This is a genomic window from Acidobacteriota bacterium (assembly GCA_009691245.1).
Classification (GTDB): domain Bacteria; phylum Acidobacteriota; class Terriglobia; order 2-12-FULL-54-10; family 2-12-FULL-54-10; genus SHUM01.
Genome location: SHUM01000001.1, coordinates 76,759 through 97,839, shown reverse-complemented (window position 1 = coordinate 97,839; position 21,081 = coordinate 76,759). Strand labels below are relative to the sequence as shown.

The 21,081-nt window shown below is 60.1% G+C and carries 18 protein-coding genes; 11 read left to right on the top strand and 7 right to left on the bottom strand.

Annotation, left to right across the window (positions count from 1 at the left end):
• Positions 1–2: 2 nt before the first annotated feature.
• Positions 3–110 carry a hypothetical protein gene (locus EXQ56_00430; GenBank protein MSO18926.1) on the bottom strand — a complete coding sequence of 36 codons (108 nt, stop codon included), beginning with the start codon at positions 108–110 and terminating at the stop codon, positions 3–5.
• A gap of 633 nt (positions 111–743) precedes the next feature.
• On the opposite strand from EXQ56_00430, the gene EXQ56_00425 reads away from it, so the two are divergent.
• The 3 genes from EXQ56_00425 to EXQ56_00415 all read left to right on the top strand — a co-directional run bounded on the left by EXQ56_00425 (position 744) and on the right by EXQ56_00415 (position 5,179).
• Positions 744–1,796, top strand: coding sequence for an FtsX-like permease family protein (locus tag EXQ56_00425; protein MSO18925.1), 1,053 nt, complete (start codon positions 744–746; stop codon positions 1,794–1,796).
• 235 nt (positions 1,797–2,031) lie between these two features.
• Positions 2,032–2,640: an ABC transporter ATP-binding protein gene (locus EXQ56_00420; GenBank protein MSO18924.1), complete on the top strand. Its 609-nt coding sequence runs from the start codon at positions 2,032–2,034 to the stop codon at positions 2,638–2,640.
• Positions 2,641–2,731: 91 nt separating this feature from the next.
• Complete coding sequence (locus EXQ56_00415; protein ID MSO18923.1) at positions 2,732–5,179, top strand: ATP-dependent Clp protease ATP-binding subunit; 2,448 nt, start codon at positions 2,732–2,734, stop codon at positions 5,177–5,179.
• Positions 5,180–5,803: 624 nt separating this feature from the next.
• On the opposite strand, the gene EXQ56_00410 is transcribed toward EXQ56_00415, so the two are convergent.
• The gene (locus EXQ56_00410) at positions 5,804–6,094 is read right to left on the bottom strand and encodes a type II toxin-antitoxin system RelE/ParE family toxin (protein MSO18922.1); all 291 of its coding nucleotides are present in this window, start codon (positions 6,092–6,094) and stop codon (positions 5,804–5,806) included.
• Positions 6,095–6,110: 16 nt separating this feature from the next.
• The gene (locus tag EXQ56_00405; GenBank protein ID MSO18921.1) at positions 6,111–6,320 is read right to left on the bottom strand and encodes a hypothetical protein; all 210 of its coding nucleotides are present in this window, start codon (positions 6,318–6,320) and stop codon (positions 6,111–6,113) included.
• A 251-nt stretch (positions 6,321–6,571) separates the two neighbouring features.
• Between EXQ56_00405 and EXQ56_00400 the strand changes: the two genes are divergently transcribed.
• The 4 genes from EXQ56_00400 (at position 6,572) to EXQ56_00385 (ending at position 10,913) form a co-directional block, all read left to right on the top strand.
• Positions 6,572–6,967, top strand: coding sequence for a tetratricopeptide repeat protein (locus EXQ56_00400; protein MSO18920.1), 396 nt, complete (start codon positions 6,572–6,574; stop codon positions 6,965–6,967).
• A gap of 39 nt (positions 6,968–7,006) precedes the next feature.
• Positions 7,007–7,336: a hypothetical protein gene (locus EXQ56_00395; protein MSO18919.1), complete on the top strand. Its 330-nt coding sequence runs from the start codon at positions 7,007–7,009 to the stop codon at positions 7,334–7,336.
• Positions 7,337–7,680: 344 nt separating this feature from the next.
• Entirely contained in the window at positions 7,681–10,602 is a 2,922-nt protein-coding gene (bamA, locus tag EXQ56_00390) for an outer membrane protein assembly factor BamA (GenBank protein ID MSO18918.1), read from the top strand.
• A gap of 98 nt (positions 10,603–10,700) precedes the next feature.
• Complete coding sequence (locus EXQ56_00385) at positions 10,701–10,913, top strand: hypothetical protein (protein MSO18917.1); 213 nt, start codon at positions 10,701–10,703, stop codon at positions 10,911–10,913.
• A gap of 297 nt (positions 10,914–11,210) precedes the next feature.
• Here the strand turns inward: EXQ56_00385 and EXQ56_00380 are convergent, their stop codons facing one another.
• Positions 11,211–11,597, bottom strand: a complete 387-nt coding sequence (locus EXQ56_00380) for a zinc ribbon domain-containing protein (protein ID MSO18916.1) — start codon at positions 11,595–11,597, stop codon at positions 11,211–11,213.
• A gap of 178 nt (positions 11,598–11,775) precedes the next feature.
• Positions 11,776–14,445, bottom strand: a complete 2,670-nt coding sequence (gene clpB / locus EXQ56_00375; GenBank protein ID MSO18915.1) for an ATP-dependent chaperone ClpB — start codon at positions 14,443–14,445, stop codon at positions 11,776–11,778.
• A gap of 351 nt (positions 14,446–14,796) precedes the next feature.
• Between clpB and EXQ56_00370 the strand changes: the two genes are divergently transcribed.
• Positions 14,797–16,386, top strand: a complete 1,590-nt coding sequence (locus tag EXQ56_00370) for a lysine--tRNA ligase (GenBank protein MSO18914.1) — start codon at positions 14,797–14,799, stop codon at positions 16,384–16,386.
• Positions 16,387–16,461: 75 nt separating this feature from the next.
• Here the strand turns inward: EXQ56_00370 and EXQ56_00365 are convergent, their stop codons facing one another.
• On the bottom strand, positions 16,462–16,842 hold the full coding sequence (locus EXQ56_00365) for an RNA-binding S4 domain-containing protein (GenBank protein MSO18913.1): 381 nt from the start codon (positions 16,840–16,842) through the stop codon (positions 16,462–16,464).
• 192 nt (positions 16,843–17,034) lie between these two features.
• Between EXQ56_00365 and EXQ56_00360 the strand changes: the two genes are divergently transcribed.
• Genes EXQ56_00360 through EXQ56_00350 form a run of 3 tightly spaced genes read left to right on the top strand, consistent with a single transcriptional unit; the run spans position 17,035 to position 19,649 of the window.
• Positions 17,035–18,663, top strand: a complete 1,629-nt coding sequence (locus tag EXQ56_00360; GenBank protein MSO18912.1) for an ankyrin repeat domain-containing protein — start codon at positions 17,035–17,037, stop codon at positions 18,661–18,663.
• A gap of 8 nt (positions 18,664–18,671) precedes the next feature.
• On the top strand, positions 18,672–19,067 hold the full coding sequence (locus EXQ56_00355; GenBank protein ID MSO18911.1) for a hypothetical protein: 396 nt from the start codon (positions 18,672–18,674) through the stop codon (positions 19,065–19,067).
• A gap of 33 nt (positions 19,068–19,100) precedes the next feature.
• Positions 19,101–19,649 carry a hypothetical protein gene (locus EXQ56_00350; protein MSO18910.1) on the top strand — a complete coding sequence of 183 codons (549 nt, stop codon included), beginning with the start codon at positions 19,101–19,103 and terminating at the stop codon, positions 19,647–19,649.
• A 76-nt stretch (positions 19,650–19,725) separates the two neighbouring features.
• On the opposite strand, the gene EXQ56_00345 is transcribed toward EXQ56_00350, so the two are convergent.
• On the bottom strand, positions 19,726–21,069 hold the full coding sequence (locus tag EXQ56_00345) for a DUF1552 domain-containing protein (protein ID MSO18909.1): 1,344 nt from the start codon (positions 21,067–21,069) through the stop codon (positions 19,726–19,728).
• Between the last annotated feature and the right edge of the window lie 12 nt (positions 21,070–21,081).

Sequence of the window (21,081 nt, the reverse complement as noted above, 5' to 3'; positions counted from 1 at the left end):
ACTCAGCAGCCTTGCGGCCCTCGATTGTCACCGATGGTCTTGCCCGTTCCCCATTTGCCGAATAAGCCGATGACGAAAGGGGTCTCGCAGGTCCGGGCAACATTGGCCAAAGCTCGCGCGTAGCGCTAGCGGTTCAGTTTGTCCCTGTGTGTCGCTTCGTCGTGCGAGAACGGATTCGAGGCGGTACTGGACATAATGGTAATCTCCTGGAACAGTTCCCCTGATTATCCAGTGCCACGGGCACAAATCAATAGGAAATCGAGCGGGCAGTGGTTTTGGTAGCCACGGTGAGTGGTTTTCTCGCCGTGGGCCTTTCCTCGACGATTGAACACGAAGCCCACGGCGAGAAAACCACTCACCGTGGCTACCTGGTTGGCATCATGGCCTACAATGGAACTATGACCGGCGGATTGAAATTCGAGACATTCATTGCGGTGCGGTACTTGCGGGCGCGGCGCAAGATTGCGGTGATCTCGGTCATCACGGCGCTGTCGGTGCTGGGCATCGCGGCGGGCGTGATGTCGCTGATTGTTGCGCTGGCCGTCAACAATGGGTTGCGGCGCGACATGCAGGAGCGGCTCCTGGGGGCCACCGCGCACGTCAACGTGCAGCGCAAGGATGGCGAGGGCATTGAGAATTGGCGCGAGTTGGTTGGTAAGTTGCAGTCGGCGCCGGGTGTGGCTGCGGCGGCACCGGCGCTCTATGGGACGTTGCTGGCCTCGCACGCGCAGCGGTCCAGTCAGATGGTGCTCAAGGGTGTGGACGTGGACGCCGAGCTGCGCGTCGGCAATCTGCTGGGCAGCGTGAAGGAAGGGTCGTTCGATCAACTGCGCAGTGCAAAGCAAAACAATTTAACCGCAGAGGACGCAGAGGGAACGCAGGGGGCGGGAAAAGAAAATGCAAAATCCCGCAGCAGCGCGCCAGATGCCTCTGCTGCTCCTGCCTCCGATTTTTCCTCAGGAGCCTCTGCGTCCTCTGCGGTTAATCTTCCGCCGCCGGTGGTGATAGGCAAAGTCATGGCCGACTCGCTCGGCGCGCATGTGGGCGACACCATTTTGCTGACCAGCCCGCAGGGGCACCTCACTCCGTTTGGCATGGTGCCGCGCTATCGCAACTTCAAAGTGGTCGGCGTGTTTGATTCGGGCTTCTACGATTTCGATTCGATGTGGGCGTTCACTTCGCTGGGCGCGGCGCAGTCGATGTTGGGGCTCGGCGACGTGGTCTCGGTGATCGAGTTCCGGCTGACCGACCTCTATCAGGCGCCGCGCATGGCCGATGAACTAGCGACTCAGGCCAATCAGAGTGGAGCGGGAGCGGACTACGGCTCGACGCACTGGATCGAGCAGAACCGCGCGCTGTTCAGCGCGCTGAACCTGGAGAAGACCGTTACCGTCATCATCATTTCTCTGATCGTGCTGGTGGCCGCGCTGAACATTCTGATCTCGCTGATCATGATGGTCATGGAGAAGTACCGCGACATCGCTGTGCTGATGTCGATGGGCGCGCGGCCTGCGCAGGTGCGCCGCATCTTTCAGTTGCAGGGCGTGATGATTGGCGCGGCGGGCACGGCGTTGGGATTGGTGGGCGGATATCTGGTCTCGTGGCTCGGCGCGCGCTATCACATCCTGAAGCTGGACGCCGACGTGTATGCCATCAGCTATGTGCCGTTTGATGCGCGCTGGATCGATGGCGTATGGGTGGCGGCGGTGGCCGTGGCCATTAGCTATCTGGCAACACTCTATCCCGCGCGGGCGGCGACGCAGATCGAGCCGGCCGAGGCGCTGCGCTACGAGTGACCGTGCCCGCGCGACAGTGCCGCGCGCGTCAGCAAGCGGACCGGCTCGATGATTTCCAGTGACCTTGAGTCGGTCCACTCCCTACGGTCGCGGCTCTGTTAACACATACGAAACTTAATCGGCGGTTGCCGCATCCAACATTAAAAGGATCACACAAGTGCCGAACTTGCTACGCACGGAAAAACTTACTAAGAAGTTTCGCTCGGGAAATGCCGATCTAGTAGTGTTGGACCAAATGAATATCTCCCTCGATAGCGGCCAGATGATGGCCGTGGTGGGCGAATCGGGTAGCGGAAAGAGTACTCTGCTGCATATTTTAGGCGCGCTGGACAAGGCTTCGAGCGGTGAGATATACTTCGAAGGTAGAGCGCTTTCGCAGCTCAGTGAAGCCGAGCGCAGTCAGTTTCGGAACCGAGATATTGGTTTTGTGTGGCAAATGCACTGCCTTTTGCCGGAGTTTACGGCGCGAGAAAACGTGATGATGCCTCTGCTGATTAACGGTCAGGACCACAGTGAGGCCGCCGCGCGCGCCAATCATCTTCTTGAACAAGTAGGACTTACGGATCGCGGCGGACATCGCGCCGGGGAACTCTCGGGCGGCGAGCAACAGCGCGTGTCGCTGGCTCGCGCCTTGGCCCGTCAGCCGAAATTGCTGTTGGCCGATGAGCCCACCGGCAATCTTGATGCGCGTACGGGCGGCGCGGTGATGGAGTTGATCGAGAATCTGCACCGCAGCGAAGGGATGACCACGTTGTTGGTTACTCACAACCTTGCATACGCGCGCCGTTGCGATCAGGCGTGGAAGCTGACCGCCGGTCGGCTGGAGGCCGTTACATTCCCTTAGAGGGTTCTGGAGTTGGTTCGTAGCGGGTTTATGGCAAGAGTTGGATCCCCCTGCAGTTGATTTTGAGCGACAGGAGCTTCGAGACCGATACATGTTTGAACGCTACACGGAAAAAGCGCGGCGCGTGATCTTCTTCGCGCGGTACGAAGCCAGCCAGTTTGGCAGCCCTTACATTGAGACCGAGCATCTGCTGCTCGGCCTGCTGCGCGAGGACAAGGCGCTTACGAACCGTTTTCTGCGTTCGCACGCCTCCATCGAATCCATCCGCAAACAGATTGAAGGACACACCGCCGTCCGCGAGAAAGTTTCGACCTCCGTCGATCTCCCGCTCTCGCACGAGTGCAAGCGCGTGCTGGCGTTTGCGGCGGAGGAGGCCGAGCGCCTCTCGCACAAGCACATCGGCACCGAGCACCTGCTGCTGGGACTGCTGCGCGAGGAAAAATGTTTTGCCGCTGAGATTTTACGCGAGCGCGGCCTGCGCCTCTCGACCATTCGGGAGGAGTTGCTGCGCACGCAATCTGAAAAGCCGGCGTCCGCCCGTCCGGCGAAGGAGAGCTCCTTGCTCACCGAATTCAGCCGTGATCTGACGCAAGCAGCGCAGGAAAACACCCTTGATCCGCTGGTGGGGCGCGACCCCGAGCTGGAGCGCGTGATCCAGATTCTCTGCCGCCGCACCAAGAACAATCCCGTGCTGATCGGCGAGCCTGGCGTGGGCAAGACGGCCATCGTCGAAGGCCTGGCGCAGCGCATCGCCGATGGCGACGTGCCGTCGTTCCTCGCCGACAAGAAAATCCTCGCGCTCGATCTGTCGCTCATCGTGGCGGGCACCAAGTATCGCGGACAGTTTGAAGAACGCCTGAAGACCATCATGAAGGAGTTGATGGAGAATCAGAACTCCATCATCTTCATCGACGAGCTGCACACTCTGGTGGGCGCAGGCTCGGCGGAGGGGTCGCTCGACGCCGCCAACATATTGAAACCGGCGCTCTCGCGCGGCGAGATTCAGTGCATCGGCGCCACTACGCCGGCGGAGTTCCGCAAGTCCATTGAAAAGGACCGGTCGCTGGAGCGCCGCTTCCAGGCCGTGAAGGTTCCGCCGCCGGACGAGAATGAGACCATCAAGATTCTGTTCGGCATCAAAGACCGCTACGAAAAGTTTCACGCGGTCACTTACACGGACGAAGCCATCTCCGGCGCCGTCTACAACTCGAATCGCTACATTCCAGACCGCTTCCTGCCGGACAAGGCGATTGATCTCATCGACGAAGCGGGCGCGCGCGTGAAGCTGCGCCAGACCTGCGTGCCGGAAGAGATTAGCGACATCCAGAAGCGCATCAAGTTCATCGTGCATCGCATGGAGAACGCCATCGCGCAGCACGAATTCGAGAAGGCCCGCTTCTACAGCGATGAGGAGCGCAAGGAGCGCGAAAACCTGCGCGAGTTGCGCGAGAAGTTTCACCTCGATGACACCTCCGGTGCGGTGGTTACCAAGGAAGACATCGAGGATGTCGTCTCGCGCTGGACCGGCGTGCCGGTAACCACGATCAAGGAAGAGGAGATGGCCAAGCTGATCCGCATGGAGGATGAACTCCACAAGCGCATCATCAGCCAGGAGAAGGCCATCTCGGCGCTCTCGCGCGCCATCCGCCGCTCACGCGCGGGGCTGAAGAATCCGGCGCGGCCCGTGGGCGCATTCCTGTTCCTGGGACCAACCGGCGTGGGCAAAACGGAAGTGGCCCGGTCGCTGGCGAGTTTCCTGTTCGGCAGCGACAAAGCGCTGATCCGCTTTGACATGTCGGAGTACATGGAGAAGCACGCGGTCTCCAAGCTGATCGGCTCGCCTCCCGGATACGTCGGCTACGAAGAAGGCGGCCAGTTGACTGAGCGCGTGAAGCGCGCGCCCTACTCGGTGATCCTGCTGGATGAGATCGAGAAAGCGCACCCGGACATCTTCAACATCCTGTTGCAGGTGTTTGAAGACGGCCAGTTGACCGACGGCTTGGGCAACACCGTGGACTTCAAGAACACCATTCTGATCATGACCTCGAACATCGGCGCGCGCTTCCTCGAGAAGCGCGGCAAGATGGGCTTCCAGCCGCCCACGGAGGACTCCGTGCAGACGGCCGCCGAGGACCTGGTCAAGCAGGAGATCAAGAAAGTCTTCAACCCCGAGTTCCTCAATCGGCTGGACGAAATCATCGTCTTCAGCGCGCTGGCCGACGAAGACCTGATCCAGATCATCAACCTGATGGTGGCGACAATCAACCTGAGCCTGGCGCAGAAGCAGATTTCCATCACGCTGACGCCTGAGGCCGAGAGGTGGATACTCGAGAAAACCTGCGCGGACCGCTCCTATGGCGCGCGCCCGTTGCGTCGCGCGTTGCAGCGCTACATCGAGGACCCACTGGCGGAGGCGCTCATCCAGGGCCAGATCCCGCGCCCGGCGTTCCTCGAGGTCTTCCTCGACAACGACGGCCTCTACTACCGCCCCGTGGACTCCACCGGCGAACCCACGCCGCTGTTCGTCGCCTCGGTGTAGCTTCCAAGTCGAATTTTCATTGGTAGACTTAGAACACCCCCCGTAATTGGATCTTCAAATTACGGGGGGTCATCATTTGGATTGGTTCCGTGCTATGAATTTCGTGTCGCGGCTCATTTCAACCTTAAGACTAAGGCAGAAACCAAATTTTGTCCCGCGACTAAATATTGGATGCTGTGAGCATTGCCAAAAGTCATTCCAGTATCGGCTCATACACAATGGCTTTAGTGACACCGCCTTCGCCTATTGCGATCGCTGCGGGATGATTTACACCTTGGGTGGATGGGAACCAGGCGGTTATCAGGAAGGGGCTCCCTTGAAGATTCAAGGACCGATCCAAATCGAAACGGAACCTTGGCTGGCCCCTTGCGATTGCGGAGGCCACTTTGGTAGGGATGCTTCTCCGCGCTGCCTTCATTGCATGGAAGAATTGTCGGCGGAAAAAGCCGCAAGTTATATTGAGGCCAACGCGCCCGGCACGAAAGTGGGATGGCTGTGGCAGAGAACGTGGGTCGATACGTACAGCATTGTAATTGAAGGTCGGGGAGTTACGAACAAATGGCTAACTGCCCCCCGCACAGATTCATTCCAACCAAATTACTGCAAACTTGAATAAGGAATTGCTCATATCATTGGCCCGCTCCCGCGGCTGGGGTGCCACAGGGCCAGGATTTCGACTTGATTCTGTTGCACGCGGTAGTAGAGATGATAACGGATGCGGCTTAGATGTATCCTGCGAACTCCCTGCAGCTTCGGGTTCGTTGCAAGCGCTCCGACCGCTGGTTGTTGGGCGATGAGATCGCATCCCCGGCGCAATTCCTCTTCAAAAGTGTTAGGCGCCTTCGGGCGATTCGCCTGCCACCACTCAGGACGCATCCTGAATCTGAGCCGCAGCCAGCCGAGCAAATTTAACAATCATCATCAGTTGTGATTAGGAACGCTTCGGAAGAACATCCCGTGCGTCAAGGAGTTCACCGCGATCAGCCTGCTTGATGGCTTGCAGCAGTTCAGCCTCCGAGGCCGCATCTAAGGTAAATGAAGATTCCTCGGGAACAAGCACGGTAACGGTCAGTCCGTCATGAAGGGATTCTCCCTGCACTTCGATATGCCCGTCAACAACCTTGCCACTGGTAATTCTCATACCCTGATTCTACAACACGCACCATCAAACAGCAGAACAAAAAGAGGTATGTCACTCCTCGCAATTGAGAGTTGCGACGGCGGAGCGTAATTGCTTCTCCGTCCTTCCGAGATCGGACAATCGGCGGGCGCTCTCGCGGGTGATGAGCGCCTGGCCCCGAGCCGGACACGGAGCTTACCGAAAGAGATACCAGTCTGGAGCCGCGCAGATTGCGCTATAGTTTTGAATAGGAATACTGAGAGGCGTTGCGCTTGAAGAGTGTGCCGAATCCGTCGTTGCGTGGGATGACCACGGACCTGCTGAAGAATCTGGATGCGCAGGAACGGCTGCGCGCCGGATCGGTGCGGGCCGCCAAGAGCAACCAGGTTCGGTTTCAATCCGACTCCAACAAAAGATTGAAGAGTGATACCGAGTCGCAGCACAGGCTGGCGGTTCTTTATCACGCGCAGAAAAAATTCGAGCAGGCCGAGCGTTTGTACCAGGAGTGCCTGACGCAATATTCACTGAAATATGGGTCGCAGGATCCCAGGGTGGGGCAGTGCCTGAACAACGTTGGACGGCTCTACTTCGAGGAGGGCTGGTACGCGGAAGCCGAACCGCTGCTGGAGCGTTCTCTGCAAATTGTCCGCAATCACTACGGCCCTTAAAACGCCAAGGTATCGCGGCGTCTAACGAATCTGGGCGACGTGTGTTTCGCCACCGACCGCGCCGAGGAGGGTCTGGAATATTACCGGCAGGCCGCCAAGATCGAGCTGAAGGAACTGTGGGCGAGTGCGACGTCCACGCTGCGCACCATGCGCGCCTATGTGGCCAAATTACGGAAAATGGATCGCCTCGCCGAGGCCGAAGCGCTGGAAAAAACATTTCACCGCAAGCGCGAACCCCAACGCCGCGCCGGGAGCACGCGACGTGCACCTGCAGCGTCATCGACCGGGAAGCGCAACGTGCCGAGTGAGCGGCGCCATCACGCCGAACGCCGGAAACGGGCGACTCGACGTGGCGAAGACGTCGAGTGAACGCAGCATTGGTGTTTTTCTGCTCCCCGTAGCAGCCTGCTGAAGTCCATTCGCTTTGCGTTTCCGATTCCTTGATGCGTATTTCAGGAACTTCCTCCCCAAAAATCTGCTATAAGTATTAGATTGACCTGAATGCTGTTGCAAGGCCGGCAAGACAGGTGGGTGGAACTGCCGGACGATATTCCGTACAGCGGTTCCGAACAATGTGCCAGAACAGGGGCAACCCAGTTTGGCTTTTGGGAATCTCTGGGTGTTAGGAATATTAGTACCTTGCGTAGCGGGCTACCTGGTGTGATGCCAGGTGTATTTGTCAGTCGGAATCAGATCAACTGGGTTTGGTGTACATGAATAGACCGTTCCCCAACGGGCTGGTGAAGATTTTTCTCGCAATGGTGCCCCCAGTGGTAACCCTGCCAGTGGTGACTCTGGTGGTTACCATGGTCATGGCGCTCGGAGTGTTTCCCCGGCCAGCCGGCGCGCAGATCACTCCACAGAATCCTCCCGCCGCCCAAACACCGGCCGCGGCGGCAACGCAGGCCGGTGCCTCGCAGAAAGTGCAAGCCGTGGAATTCCGCGGTAACCGCCGCGTTCCCGCCGCCACCATGCGCGCGCGCATCTTCACGCAACCGGGCGACGCCTTTGACGAAGCCGCGCTGCGCCGTGACTTCATGGCGCTCTACAACACCGGCCTGTTTGACGACATCGTGCTGAACGTGGAAGACGGCGAAACCGGCAAGCTCATCACCTTTGAGGTGAAAGAGCGGCCCAATATCCGCAGCATCGAGTACAAGGGCAACACCTCTGTTACCACCTCGGACATTCTGGACCGTTTCCGCGACCGCAAGGTCGGCTTGACCGTGGAGAGCCGCTTCGAGCCCACCCGCATCAAGCGCGCCGAACAGGTACTGAAAGACCTGCTGGCCGAGCGCGGTCGCCAGATGGCGACCATCAACGTCGAATCGCGGCCTATCCCGCCGTCATCGGTGGCCTTGACGTTCAACATCAATGAAGGCCCCAAAGTGAAAGTGGGCGACATTAGTTTCGAGGGCAACAGCATTATTGGCCGTGGGACGCTGGTGCGCTCGATGCGGCATTCGCGCCCCATTGGCATTCCCTACAGCGTGTTCCTCACCAGCATCTTCGCCAAGACCTACGACAAGAACAAGCTTGATGAAGATCTGGAAATGGTGCGCGGCGCGTATCAGGATCGCGGCTACTTCAAGGTGCTGGTGAATGATCCCGCCACCTCCACGCGCACCACCGGCGGCAGCGCGCTCTCCGGACTGCCCTGGTACGGCAAGTTGGTCTTCCCGCCCGCGCTATTTTTTGGCAAGACGGGCCAGAAGGTGGATATTAAAATTCCGTTGGTGGAAGGCGAGCAGTATCGCCTGGGCACCGTGTCGTTCAAGAACTCGACTTTGTTCCGCGAGGCCGACACCGCGTTGCGCCCCATGTTCGCCATGACCGAGGGCGACATCTTCAACGTCTCGGAGATTCGCAAGGGCCTGGAGAATCTGCGCAAGCTCTACGGCGAGTTCGGCTACATCAATTTCGTGGCCAGCCCGGACACCGAGATCAATGAGCAGAACAAGCTCATCAACATGACCTTCAATCTGGAGGAAGGCAAGCAGTTCGTGGTGCGCCGCATCGAATTCAGCGGCAACACCACCACGCGCGACAAAGTCATCCGGCGCGAACTGATGGTGGAGGAAGGCTCGCTGTTCAACTCCCGTCTGTGGGAGAACAGCATGTTGCGCCTGAACCAGCTCGATTACTTCGATAAACTCGAGCCCGGCAAGGACTCCAACATCCAGACCAACAACAACGCCGGCACCGTGGACATCGCCGTAACGGTGAAGGAAAAAGGCAAGAATGCCATCAATTTTTCGGGCGGCGTCAGCGGCCTGTCGGGCAGCTTCGTGGGCTTCGGCTATCAGACCAACAACTTCCTCGGCCTCGGCGAGACGCTCACCTTCGACGCGCAGCTGGGAAGCCTGGACCGCAACGTCGTGGTCGGCCTGACGCATCCTTATTTGTTTGACCGCCCATTGCAGGTGGGCTGGACGGTCTTCTCCCGCCGCTACAATTTCGACGAGGCGCAGCAGGCCTCGGTCCTGTCCGGCCAGGACATCCGGCCCATCTTCGATCTGCTGGGCGCGGACAATATTCAGAACTATCGCCAGTCGAGCACCGGCATCACCGCCTTTGCGAGTTACCCGCTGCGCGGCAGCTTCTCGCGCCTGGGCTTCTCGTATGGATACGACACCAGCAAGGTGACAACTTTCAGCACCGTGTCGCAACGCCTGTTTGAAGATTTGAATTTCAACGGCTTCGGCGGCACCGATCAGTTGCAAGGCATTCGCACCAGCAAGATCACGCCGACCTATACCTACAACACCGTGGATCATCCGCTGACGCCCAGCCGAGGCACCAGCCTGTTCGGCAGCCTGGAACTGGCGGGCTTGGGCGGCAATGTGCGCATGTACCGGCCGGCGGCGGATATCAAACACTTCCGCCCGTTCGGCGGCGGCGGACGCACCCTGGGCTTCCATTTGAGCGCTTCCACCATGAACGGCTTCAAGGGCCGCGTGCTGCCGCCCTTCACGCGCTTCTACGCCGGTGGCGAGAACGATGTTCGCGGCTTCGATTCCTTCACCATCGGACCCGTCGCATTTTTGCCGGACACGACATTCATGGCTGTGCTGAATGCTGACGGCACGCCGCGTATCGGCACCGGAACCAGCAATATCGGCCTGGAGGAGCGTGTTGCGCAGACCGTGCAGGTTCCCGTCAACCGCATCACCTTCCCCGGCGGCGACACCAAGGTGATCGGCAACTTCGAATACCGCATTCCGATTTTTGGCCCAGTCTTTCTGGCTGCCTTCGCCGACGCCGGCATCAACATGGCCTGGCATCGCAATCAATTGGAGCTGACTTCGCAGCGCCTTACCGAGCTGACCAACCTGTTCCCCAGCTCCGACTTCAAGCGCATCGTGGATCTGGCCGCCGACACCAACGGCCAATGGCGCGCCTCCACCGGCCTGGAACTACAAGTGATCATGCCCATTGTAAACGCTCCGTTCCGCGTGTACTGGGCCTACAATCCTCTACGGCTCAACACCAACATCACGCCGCAACCGCTGATCGACCGCGCGCTATTCCCCAATAGCGCGACGTACCAGAGCGCCATCCAGCAGTTCGCCAGCCCGCGCGGCTACTCGGAACCGGCCTCCACCTTCAAATTCACCATCGGCCGCACCTTCTAATATTTCTTTGTGTGAGCGGTCCCGCTCCCTCCCGGTCGCGGCTCCGCTGGCTGAATCCGGTGCCTTAGCCAGCCGGGCGGCGTGCTAAACTTTTCCCTATGCCCACTTCACTGCTCACCTGCGAAAGCTGCGGCAACCGCCAGACGTTTTTTCTGGACGAGTCCATTGTTACGGAGATGCGTGGCGGCAAGACTACGCCCAAGCACTGCCTGCGCTGCCGCGCCACGACCGACTGGGTATTCAAGATGGTCGATCGCCGCACAGGCCGCGACCGCCGCAACAGCGAGGATCGCCGCGGCCCCTCGCGTTAATCCCAATTTGATTGATTGATTGATTGATTGCGCCGGAGATTACTTCGCAATGGTGGGCCCATTTTCAAATCTGTAGAACGTCAGGGCACGACTTTAGTCGTGCCGAATAGTCAGCCCCATTATCAGGGGTTTTAACCCCTGAGGTTCTCAGCCGTGTCAGGCACGCGATGTCAGTCTGCACATCGCACCACAGCGGTTAAAACCGCTGTGGCCATCGCGTCGTTTCGGCACGACTGAAGTCGTGCCCTGACGTCAATCTGACCCACTACCTACATCTCAGGGCTCATTTCCCGGGAGCTACTTCTTGGCAGAGGACTCTTTGGCGGGTTTGGCCTTTTCCGTCGAAGTGGGACTGCTGTCTTTGGAGGCCTTGTCCTTTGAGGACTCTTTGGTGGTCTCGGTCTTGCTTTCTTTCGATCCGCCGTCACTCTCTGACTTGCCGCCATCCGACTTACCTTCAGCAGATTTGCCCCAGTCGGATTTCGAAACCTCCGGCGAGGACTTCTTGGCGTAATCGGTGATGTACCAGCCGCTGCCCTTGAACTGGATGGAAGACTTGGAGAGCAGGCGTTCCAGCTTCGGCTTCTTGCACTTCGGGCAGGACTTCAACGGCTTATCGGAAAATTTCTGGATGGCTTCCAACCGATGACCACAAGCCCCGCATTGATATTCGTACATCGGCATAGAACGGTAGCGCCTCCACAGGCAACAATGTCAATAGGTAAGGATACGGGCCGCCAGCCGTAACCGTCAAGCTGGCGGCGTCAGTAGCCAGCGCGATCAGCCGGCGTGAGCAGCCGGTGGAAGGCGAATTTCCTTCGCTGCGCTCAGGATGACACTGGCGCGAAGAGATGGCGGCGATTTACTTGCGCGTTTCCGCAGGTTCCGCAGGGGTTTCCGCCGTCACGGCAACCTCTCGCTTCTCGAACTTCATGGCGCCGTCCGCGGCATCCATACGGATGGAGTCGCCGGGCAGCACTTCGCCGTCCAGCATCTTCAGCGCCAGCGGGTCCTGGATCAGCGACTGGATCGCGCGACGCAGTGGGCGCGCCCCGAAGTTCGGATCGTAGCCGCGCGTGAATAGCAGCTTCTTCGCATCTTCCGTCAGGTCGAGTGCGATCTTTTTTTCCGCCAGCACTCCTCGCAAGCCTTCGATCTGAATCTCCACGATCTGCGTAATCTCCTTCTCGCCGAGCGGGCTTAAGTACACCACGTCGTCGATGCGGTTCAGGAACTCCGGCTTGAAGGTCTCGCGCAGCGCGCCGTCCAGCCGCTTCTTCAGTTCCGCGACGCGGACTTCGCGCTCACCGTTCTCCATCGGGTTGTACCCGATGGAACCGAACTGCTGCAGGAACGCGCTACCCACGTTCGAGGTCATGATCAGAATCGTATTCTTGAAGCTCACCGTGCGGCCCTTGCCGTCGGTGAGGCGGCCGTCTTCCAGAATCTGCAACAACGAGTTGAAGACGTCCGGGTGTCCCTTCTCTATTTCGTCGAACAGTACGACAGAGTACGGCCGCCGCCGCACCTGCTCGGTCAACTGCCCGCCCTCTTCGTAGCCCACGTATCCGGGAGGCGCGCCGATCAGCCGCGCGACGGAGTGCTTCTCCATGTACTCGGACATGTCCAGGCGAATCATGGCGTGCTCGTCGTCAAACAGAAACTCGGCCAGCGCGCGCGCCAGCTCCGTCTTGCCGACGCCAGTGGGCCCGAGGAAAATAAACGAGCCAATCGGGCGGCGCGGGTCGGAGAGTCCCGCGCGACTGCGGCGCACCGCGTTGGCCACGCGGCCCAGCGCTTCCTCCTGCCCAATCACGCGCAGGCGCAGACGCTCCTCCATGCGCACCAGCTTGGCCATCTCGCCTTCCAGCATTCTGGTAACGGGGATGCCGGTCCACTTGGCGACAATGCGCGCGATGTCCTCCTCGTCCACTTCCTCCTTCAGCATTCGCGGGCCCTGCTGCAAGCCGCCGAGGCGGTCGCTGGCCTTCTGCAACTCCTGCTCCATCTGGGCAATCTTGCCGTAGCGAATCTCGGCCACTTTGCCGAGGTCGCCGGAGCGCTCGGCCTGCGCCTCTTCGCCGCGCAGCTTGTCGATCTGCTCCTTCAATTCGTGCAGCTTGCCGATGGACTCCTTCTCACTCTGCCAGCGCAGTTTCAACGCGCTCGACTTCTCGCGCCGCTGCGCCAAATCCTGCTCAATCTGCTTGAGACGGTCGCGCGAGGCGGCGTCAGACTCGCGAGTCAGCGCCTGCCGCTCAATCTCCATCTGGCGCATCTCGCGCTCCACCTGATCAATCTCGACAGGCATGGAGTCAATCTGCATGCGCAGCGCGGCTCCGGCCTCGTCGATCAGGTCAATGGCCTTGTCGGGCAGGAAGCGGTCGGAGATGTAGCGATGCGACAGCGTGGCCGCGGCCACGATCGCGCCGTCCTTGATACGCACGCCGTGATGCAGCTCGTAGCGCTCCTTCAGGCCGCGCAGAATCGAGATGGTGTCCTCCACGCTCGGCTCGGTTACCAGCACCTGCTGGAAGCGGCGCTCGAGCGCGCTGTCCTTCTCGATATATTTTTTATACTCATTCAGCGTGGTGGCGCCGATGCAGTGCAGCTCGCCGCGCGCCAGCGCCGGCTTCAGCATGTTGCCGGCGTCCATCGCGCCCTCCGCCGCGCCCGCGCCGACGATGGTGTGCATCTCGTCAATGAAGAGAATCACCTGCCCGGCGGCTTCGTCGATCTCTTTCAACACGGCCTTGAGGCGGTCCTCGAATTCGCCGCGAAACTTCGCGCCCGCTATCAGAGATCCCAGATCGAGCGCGACCACGCGCTTGTTCTTGAGCACCTCGGGAACGTCGCCGGCGATCATGCGCAGGGCCAGACCTTCCACGATGGCGGTCTTGCCCACGCCGGGCTCGCCAATCAATACCGGATTATTCTTGGTGCGGCGCGCCAGCACTTGAATGACGCGGCGAATCTCTTCCTCACGGCCAATCACCGGATCGAGCTTACCCTTGCGCGCCAGCGCGGTCAGGTCGCGCGCGTAGCGCTCCAGTGCCTGATACTTCTCCTCTGGATTTTGGTCGGTAACGCGCTGTGTGCCGCGCACCGCGGCCAGCGCCTTCAGAATCGCTTCATGCGTTGCGCCAACTTTTGCAAGTATCTGCTCGGCTGGATCGCTCTTCTGCTTGGCAAGCGCCAGCAGAAGATGTTCGGTGGAGACGTAGTCGTCCTTGAACTGCTTGGCCTCTTCCATCGCCTGCATGAAGACGCGGTTCAGCGCGGGCGAGGCATATTGATCGGCCTGCCCGGAGACCTGCGGGAGGCCCTGTAGTATCTTCTCCGCCTCCAGCGCCACCAGGTCGGGGGGAATATTCATCTTCTGAAGTGTCGGACCCACCACGCCTTCCGGCTGCACGGCGGTGGCCCATAGCAGATGCACTGGCTCAATGGCCTGGTGCCCCATCTTAAAGGCCTTCTGCTGGGCCTCCTGAACCGCTTCCTGAGCCTTGGTGGTGAACTTTTCGAAGCGCATGGGATAGTCCTTTCAAATACATATAATATATAGATAATAAAATATGAGCGTAGTACTGTCAAGTATTTTTATTACATTTATATTCAATAGCTTGCACAACATTTACTAATATATAAATACCTAATTATATTGACGAATGTGTTCTGATTTGTGTGTTGCGGGCATACCTCTGCGTGCCTCTGCGACCTCTGCGGTTGAGGTCGTACTAAGCCACAGAGGACGCAGAGGTATACGGAGCAACACAAACCTAGGACAATACCCGCGCGTCCCTCCAAGTTGACGCCGCGCGAAGCCGGTCCATATAATGTCCTACCCGGCTGAATGCAGGCTGGCTGACGGAGCCCAAACACCTTGTCATTTGAGAATGATCTATACGAGCAGCGCCGCGAGAAACTGAAGCAGATTGAGGCGTTGGGATACGCCGCCTACCCCAACTCATTCGCCTTCACGCACAGCGTGGCCAAGATTCATGCCGAGCATGGCGAAGCGACTGCCGAGGCGCTGGCCGAGAGCAAGCCGCCGGTGCTGTCGAGCGGTCGCTTGCAAGCCATTCGCCGCCAAGGCAAGGCGGGCTTCTGCGATCTGGTGCAGGCAGGCCAGCGCATACAGGTCTACGTGCGCAAGGAGGCCGTGGGCGACAATGCTTTCGAGTTGTATAAGCTGCTCGACCTGGGCGACTCGCTCGGCGTAACCGGCTACGTCTTCCGCACGCGCACCGGCGAGCTTTCGATTCACGCCGAGTCGCTGACGTTCCTCGCCAAGGCGCTGCTGCCCATGCCGGAAAAGTGGCACGGTCTGCAGGAGGTTGAGGCGCGCTATCGGCAGCGCTATCTCGATCTGCTCTCGAACGCCGAGTCGCGCAACATCTTCATCGTGCGCTCCCGCCTGATCCAGGCGCTGCGCACCGCGCTCGACCGCGAGGACTTCATCGAAGTCGAGACGCCGATGATGCAGCCCATGCCGGGCGGCGCATTGGCGCGGCCATTCGTAACGCATCACAACGCGCTCGACCTGACGCTCTACCTGCGCATCGCGCCCGAGCTTTATCTCAAGCGGCTGATCGTCGGCGGACTCGATCGCGTCTATGAGATCAGCCGCGTCTTCCGCAACGAGGGCCTCTCGACACGCCACAATCCCGAGTACACCATGCTGGAGTTCTATCAGGCCTACGCCGACTACCGCGACCTGATGAACCTCACCGAACGCCTGATTCCAGAGGCTGCGCGCGCCTCCATCGGAGGCACGATTGTCCAGTGGGGTGAGACCCAAATCGACCTGGCCGTGTGGACACGCTACTCGTTGCGCGAGGCCATCTGCGTCTTCTGGCCCGACGAAGCCACGCGCCCGAAGTTCGCTGACTTCAACGACCCACGCCACACCGCGCTGGTAGTCGAGCGCTGGAACCAGATGAATCCCGGCGCGGCGCCCGTCAGCATGCCCATCGTGGAAGGTAACGCCAGTCGTTTGGGAGTAAGTCTGGGCAACGCGGTGGCCGTGCCGCTGGGCAATTCGGTGCTGCACCTTTTTGAGGCAGTCTGCGAGAAGCATCTGACGCAGCCGACCATCATCTACGACTTCCCCGTCGAGGTCTCGCCACTGGCCAAGAACAAGCCCGATGAGCCGGCCTACGTCGAGCGCTTCGAGGCCTACATCGGCGGCATGGAGATCCTCAACGCATACTCTGAGTTGAACGATCCCGAGGAGCAGCGCAAGCGCTTCCAGATGCAGGCCGAGGCCAAGGAACGCGGCGATCAGGAGACTCACCCCATCGACGAGGACTACATCCGCGCGTTGAGCTACGGCATGCCGCCCACGGCCGGCGAAGGCATCGGCATCGACCGCTTGGTGATGCTGCTGACCGGCTCGCGCTCCATCCGCGACGTGATCCTGTTCCCCCTTCTGCGGCCCGAGGCCGCAGAAGAAAAGGACAACACGGAATGAGTCATCCGCGGATTACGCAGATTTCACAGATGCATTTTCAATCTGCGTAATCTGCGGATATTTTTCTGCTGGAAGCTAGTTGCGATCGCGGAGTTTGTTCAGCGTGCGGCGGTCCTGTTTCGAGGGCCGGCCGCCCCACTCACCCTCATATTGTGGAACTTCCTTGCGCGCGGCGGCTGCAACGGCTCGCAACTGCTTGCTCTCGTCCGTCTCGCGGTAGAGTGTCTGCGCCACCGCCGCCGGGCCACGCATCTCGCTCAAGCTGAGCACCTCGACGGTGAAGTCGCCGGCATCGTTCGAGACCTGCAGCAGGTCGCCGACACGGACTTCGCGCGCCGCCTTGGCGCGCTGCCCGTTGGAGGTTACCCTGCTCAACTCACACGCATGCGACGCCAGCGCGCGTGTCTTGAAAAATCGCGCGGCCCAAAGCCACTTGTCCATGCGCACGCCAGTCATGCTCTTATTCTAAACGACCCGTCCAAAGAGCCACCGCTTTTACATTCGAGGCTCCCGGGTCAGCACACCGGCATTCATCTGAAAGAGGGCTGTTCGATCCTAATCCATTCCCATTTCGAAGTCATGCCGAGCCGAGCGCCACGTGACTTTCGCGGTTGACAATAGGGCTATGGCTGGATATAACTGGACGGAATGAGGGCACAACATATGTTAAATGCACCACGGACTACCCTGCTTGCCGCGCTGCTTCTATGCGCCGGATCGGCCTACTCCGCCGACCTGCGCGTGGTGGATGCGGCCAAGTCCAAGAACCGCGAGGCCGTCCGCGCGCTCATCGCCGAGCGGGCCGACGTGAACGCCGCGCAGCCCGACGGCGCGACGGCCCTGCACTGGGCCGCGCATTGGGATGACGCCGCAACCGTGGACGCCCTGCTCGCCGCCGGAGCCAGCCCGCGCACCGCCAATGAATATGGCGTTACGCCGCTCACGCTGGCTTGCCGCAACAGCAACGCCGCCATTATTCGCAGCTTGTTGAAGGCCGGCGCGGATCACTCCGCCGCTCTGCCCTCGGGCGAGACCGTGCTGATGACCTGCGCGCGCTCGGGGAGCGCGGAGGGCGCGAAGCTGGTGGCCGAGGCCGACGCGCGCCTGGAAGCCGTTGACGCCGAGATGGGGCAGACCGCGCTGATGTGGGCCGTCGCGCAGAAGCACGCCGACGTGGCCAAAGTTTTGATCGACAAGGGCGCGGACATTCATCTGCGCTCGAAGGGCGGATTCTCGCCCATGATGTTCGCCGCTCGCGTCGGCGATATCGAGACCACGCGCGTCCTGCTGGCCGCTGGTGCCGACGTCAACGAGGCCATGCCGGTCAAGAAAATTACCGGGCCGCCCATTCTCCAATATCCCCCGCCGCCGCCGTCGTCCATCAAAGCTGAGACTCCGCCCGAGCCGGGAACCACCGGCACCATGACGCCGCTCTTAATGGCCGCGGCCAGCGGGCATGAGGCGCTGGCGCAGTTTCTATTGGAACAGGGCGCCGACGCCAACGCCCGCGACGAGTACGGCGCCACCGCGCTGCACTACTCCATGACCACGGGCATGACCCATCTGAACGGGATCGCCTACGCCAACTATCAGGCGTATATCTTCCGCCCGAATTTGCAGGGGCTAGTGAAGGCGTTGCTGGCGCGCGGCGCGGACCCCAACCTGCGTCTGGTGAAAGGCCCGCCCGTGGGCGGCTACGGCGGCGGCAACCTGGTCGGCGGAACGGCGTTTCTGCTGGCCGCGGTAACCGGCGACGTGATGTCCATGCGCATGTTGCAGGAGAAGGGCGCTGATCCGCGCGTGGCGACCAAGGCCAATCTGTCGCCGCTGATGGTGGCCGCCGGAGTGGGTCGCGCGCAGGACCTGACCGACGATGAAAAGAAGCTGGCCTTCGAGGCCGTGAAGCTCGCCGTCGAGATGGGCAACGACGTGAACGCCCAGACCGAAGACGGCTTGGCCGCGCTGCACGGCGCGTCGTTGAGCGGCGCCGACGCGATTATTAGTTACCTCGCCGGCAAAGGCGCCAACGTGAACATCAAAGACAAGTATCAGCAGACGCCGCTGACCATCGCCTCCGGCAACCGCCTCCCCTGGGTCCCCAAGGGCGATGAGTTGGGCGAAATCCTGCGCCCCGGCACGCGCGACCTGCTGCTCAAGCTGGGCGCGACGCCGCTCGACACGCCGGGTTACTTCACCGCGGTGGCCGACTCCTACGAATTCCAGATGAACCAAAGCCAGCGCACCGAGCCGCCCCCGGCAGTGGTGCTGCCCAAGTAGCGTTTGTAATGATGAAAAAGGCCATGAATTCGACCAACCTTAGTCGAATATTAATTCTATTGCTCCTCACAGAGCGCATTCTCCTGGGGCAGGAGTCGTGCCTGCAACAAAGCGTACCCGTTGGCGTAATAGATTCCCGAGGCGAGCTGGTTGCCGGATTGGATATCTCCAGTTTTCGAGGGGAGTTCCGGGGAAAGCCTGTCGAAATAAAGTCGGCCATGATTGATCACCAGCCCCGACGCATTCTGATGCTTCTCGACGTGAGCGGAAGTATAACTTTGGACCACGAGATATGGAATTTCGCAGTCCAGGCGGCGGCCGATGCCATTCGGGAACTTACAGGCGGAAACGCTCTGGCGCTGGCGAGCTTTTCGACCGGATTTAGGACGCAGATGGATTTTTAATCCGATTCAAACCTTCTAATTGAGCGGCTTCATTTGATCATCGATAAGCCGCTGGACCCACCCAACAAGAACAGGACGACCGGCCTCCGCGATACCATTCTTGATGCCATTAAGCTTTTTGGGCCATCGGGAGACGGAGATGTGATTTATCTAATTACCGATGGGGAGGATAATGCCAGCCGCCGTTCTGCGGACGAAGTACGGCGCGCGTTGGTCGCTGTTGGAATCAGGTTGTTTGCAATTACGCTAAGCGAACCTACCGCCATGAACGACAGGACGTATTATTACCCTGACGATCTTGACGAAGTGGAAGAAATGGTGAAAGCAACGGGAGGGTGGATGCTTCGGATGCCCAGGACACTCGATCCGAATATGCCGAAGCATGTCAAGGAAGCCATTCGGCCTAGAATTACCGCTATGTATAAACAAATTAAAGAATTTTACCGGTTAGAGCTTAAGCTCCCGACGCCTCCAGGCCGCAGACGCAATTGGAAACTCGAGATCGTAGACAGTACTCGCTTCAATAAGAAACAGAATGTTCTGTTCTACCAACGGGAATTCCCAACCTGCAACGTGGACTGAGCAGATCACTTATCCCATCCAATCCCGCACCAGAACGGAAGGATGATCGGGCTTCCCCAACTCCCGACTCCCCTCATTAAAGGATTAGCCGGCCATTGCTGTCACCCAGACTGTCGAGGTGCACGCCGGCCATGTCCAGCATGGTCAGCAGCAGGTTGGGCATGGGGGTGTCGCCGGGGAAGCGCAGGTGGCGGCCGCCTTTGATCTGGCCGTTCGCGCCGCCCATCAGCAGGATGGGGAGATTGTCGTGCAGGTGCAGGTTGCCGTCGCTCAGGCTCCCGCCGTAGAGGATCATGCTGTGGTCCAGCAGCGACCCGTCGCCGTCGGGCGTGTTCCTCATGCGCTCGAGGAAGTTGGCGAAGTGTTGCGCTTGATAGATATTGATCTTGATGACCTTCTCGATCTTGTCGGGCTTGTACTGGTGGTGCGTGAGGCCGTGATGGCCGTCGGGAATATTAATCTCGCGGTAGGTGCGTCCGCCAAACTCGCGCCCGGTCATGAAGGTGATGACGCGCGTCTGATCGGTCTGGAAGGCCAGCAGCATCAAGTCGTACATTAACTTCGCATGTTCCGTAAATGTCGCGGGAACGCCTTCGGGACGGGTCAGCACGGGCAGTTCGCGCCCGGACTGTTCTTCGGCGAGGCGGATGCCGCGCTCCACGTCGCGCACGGCGTCGAGATACTCACTGAGCTTGGCCTTGTCGGCGGAGCCCACATCGGCGATCAGCGCGTTCACTTTGCCGCGCACGGAATCGAGGATGCTGCGGTCGCTCTGAATCTGGCGCAGACGCACCGCCGGGTCGGTCGAATCGTTGTCGCCGAACAGCCGCTCGAAGACCATGCGCGGGCGATTTTCCATGGGCATGGGCGTAGTCTCGCTGCGCCAGCAAAGCGTGTTCATGTAGGCGCAGGTGTAGCCGGCCTCGCACTGGCCCAGCAACTCGGGCGTGTCGAGAGCGAGTTCGAGCGAGGCGTGGCGCGTCTGCTTGCCCAGTTCGCGCGCGACGATCTGGTCGGCGGAGACTCCGGCGCGCGTGTCGGCGCCTTCGGTCTTCTTCGGATGCACACCGGTGAGATACGTCGCCCCGGCGCGAGCGTGGTCGCCGGTGTTCTCACCAGCAAGCGCGCGGCCGCTGGCGTGATTCAACCCGCTCAACACCAGCATCTGATTGCGGAAGGGCGTGAGTGGTTCGAGGATGGGAGTGATTTCAAAATTACTTCCCACCGCCGCCGGAGTCCACTTGTCCATCATCATGCCGTTGGCGGTGTAGACGGTGGCGAAGCGCAGCGCGGGCTTCGCCGCGGGATCACCGACAGCGGCGAGCGCGGGGACCATCGAATCCAGCAGCGGCAACGCGAGAGTGGCGCCAGCTCCTTGCAGGAATGTCCGACGCGGAATCGCTTTTTTGAAGATCATCATGGGTCGTTTCGT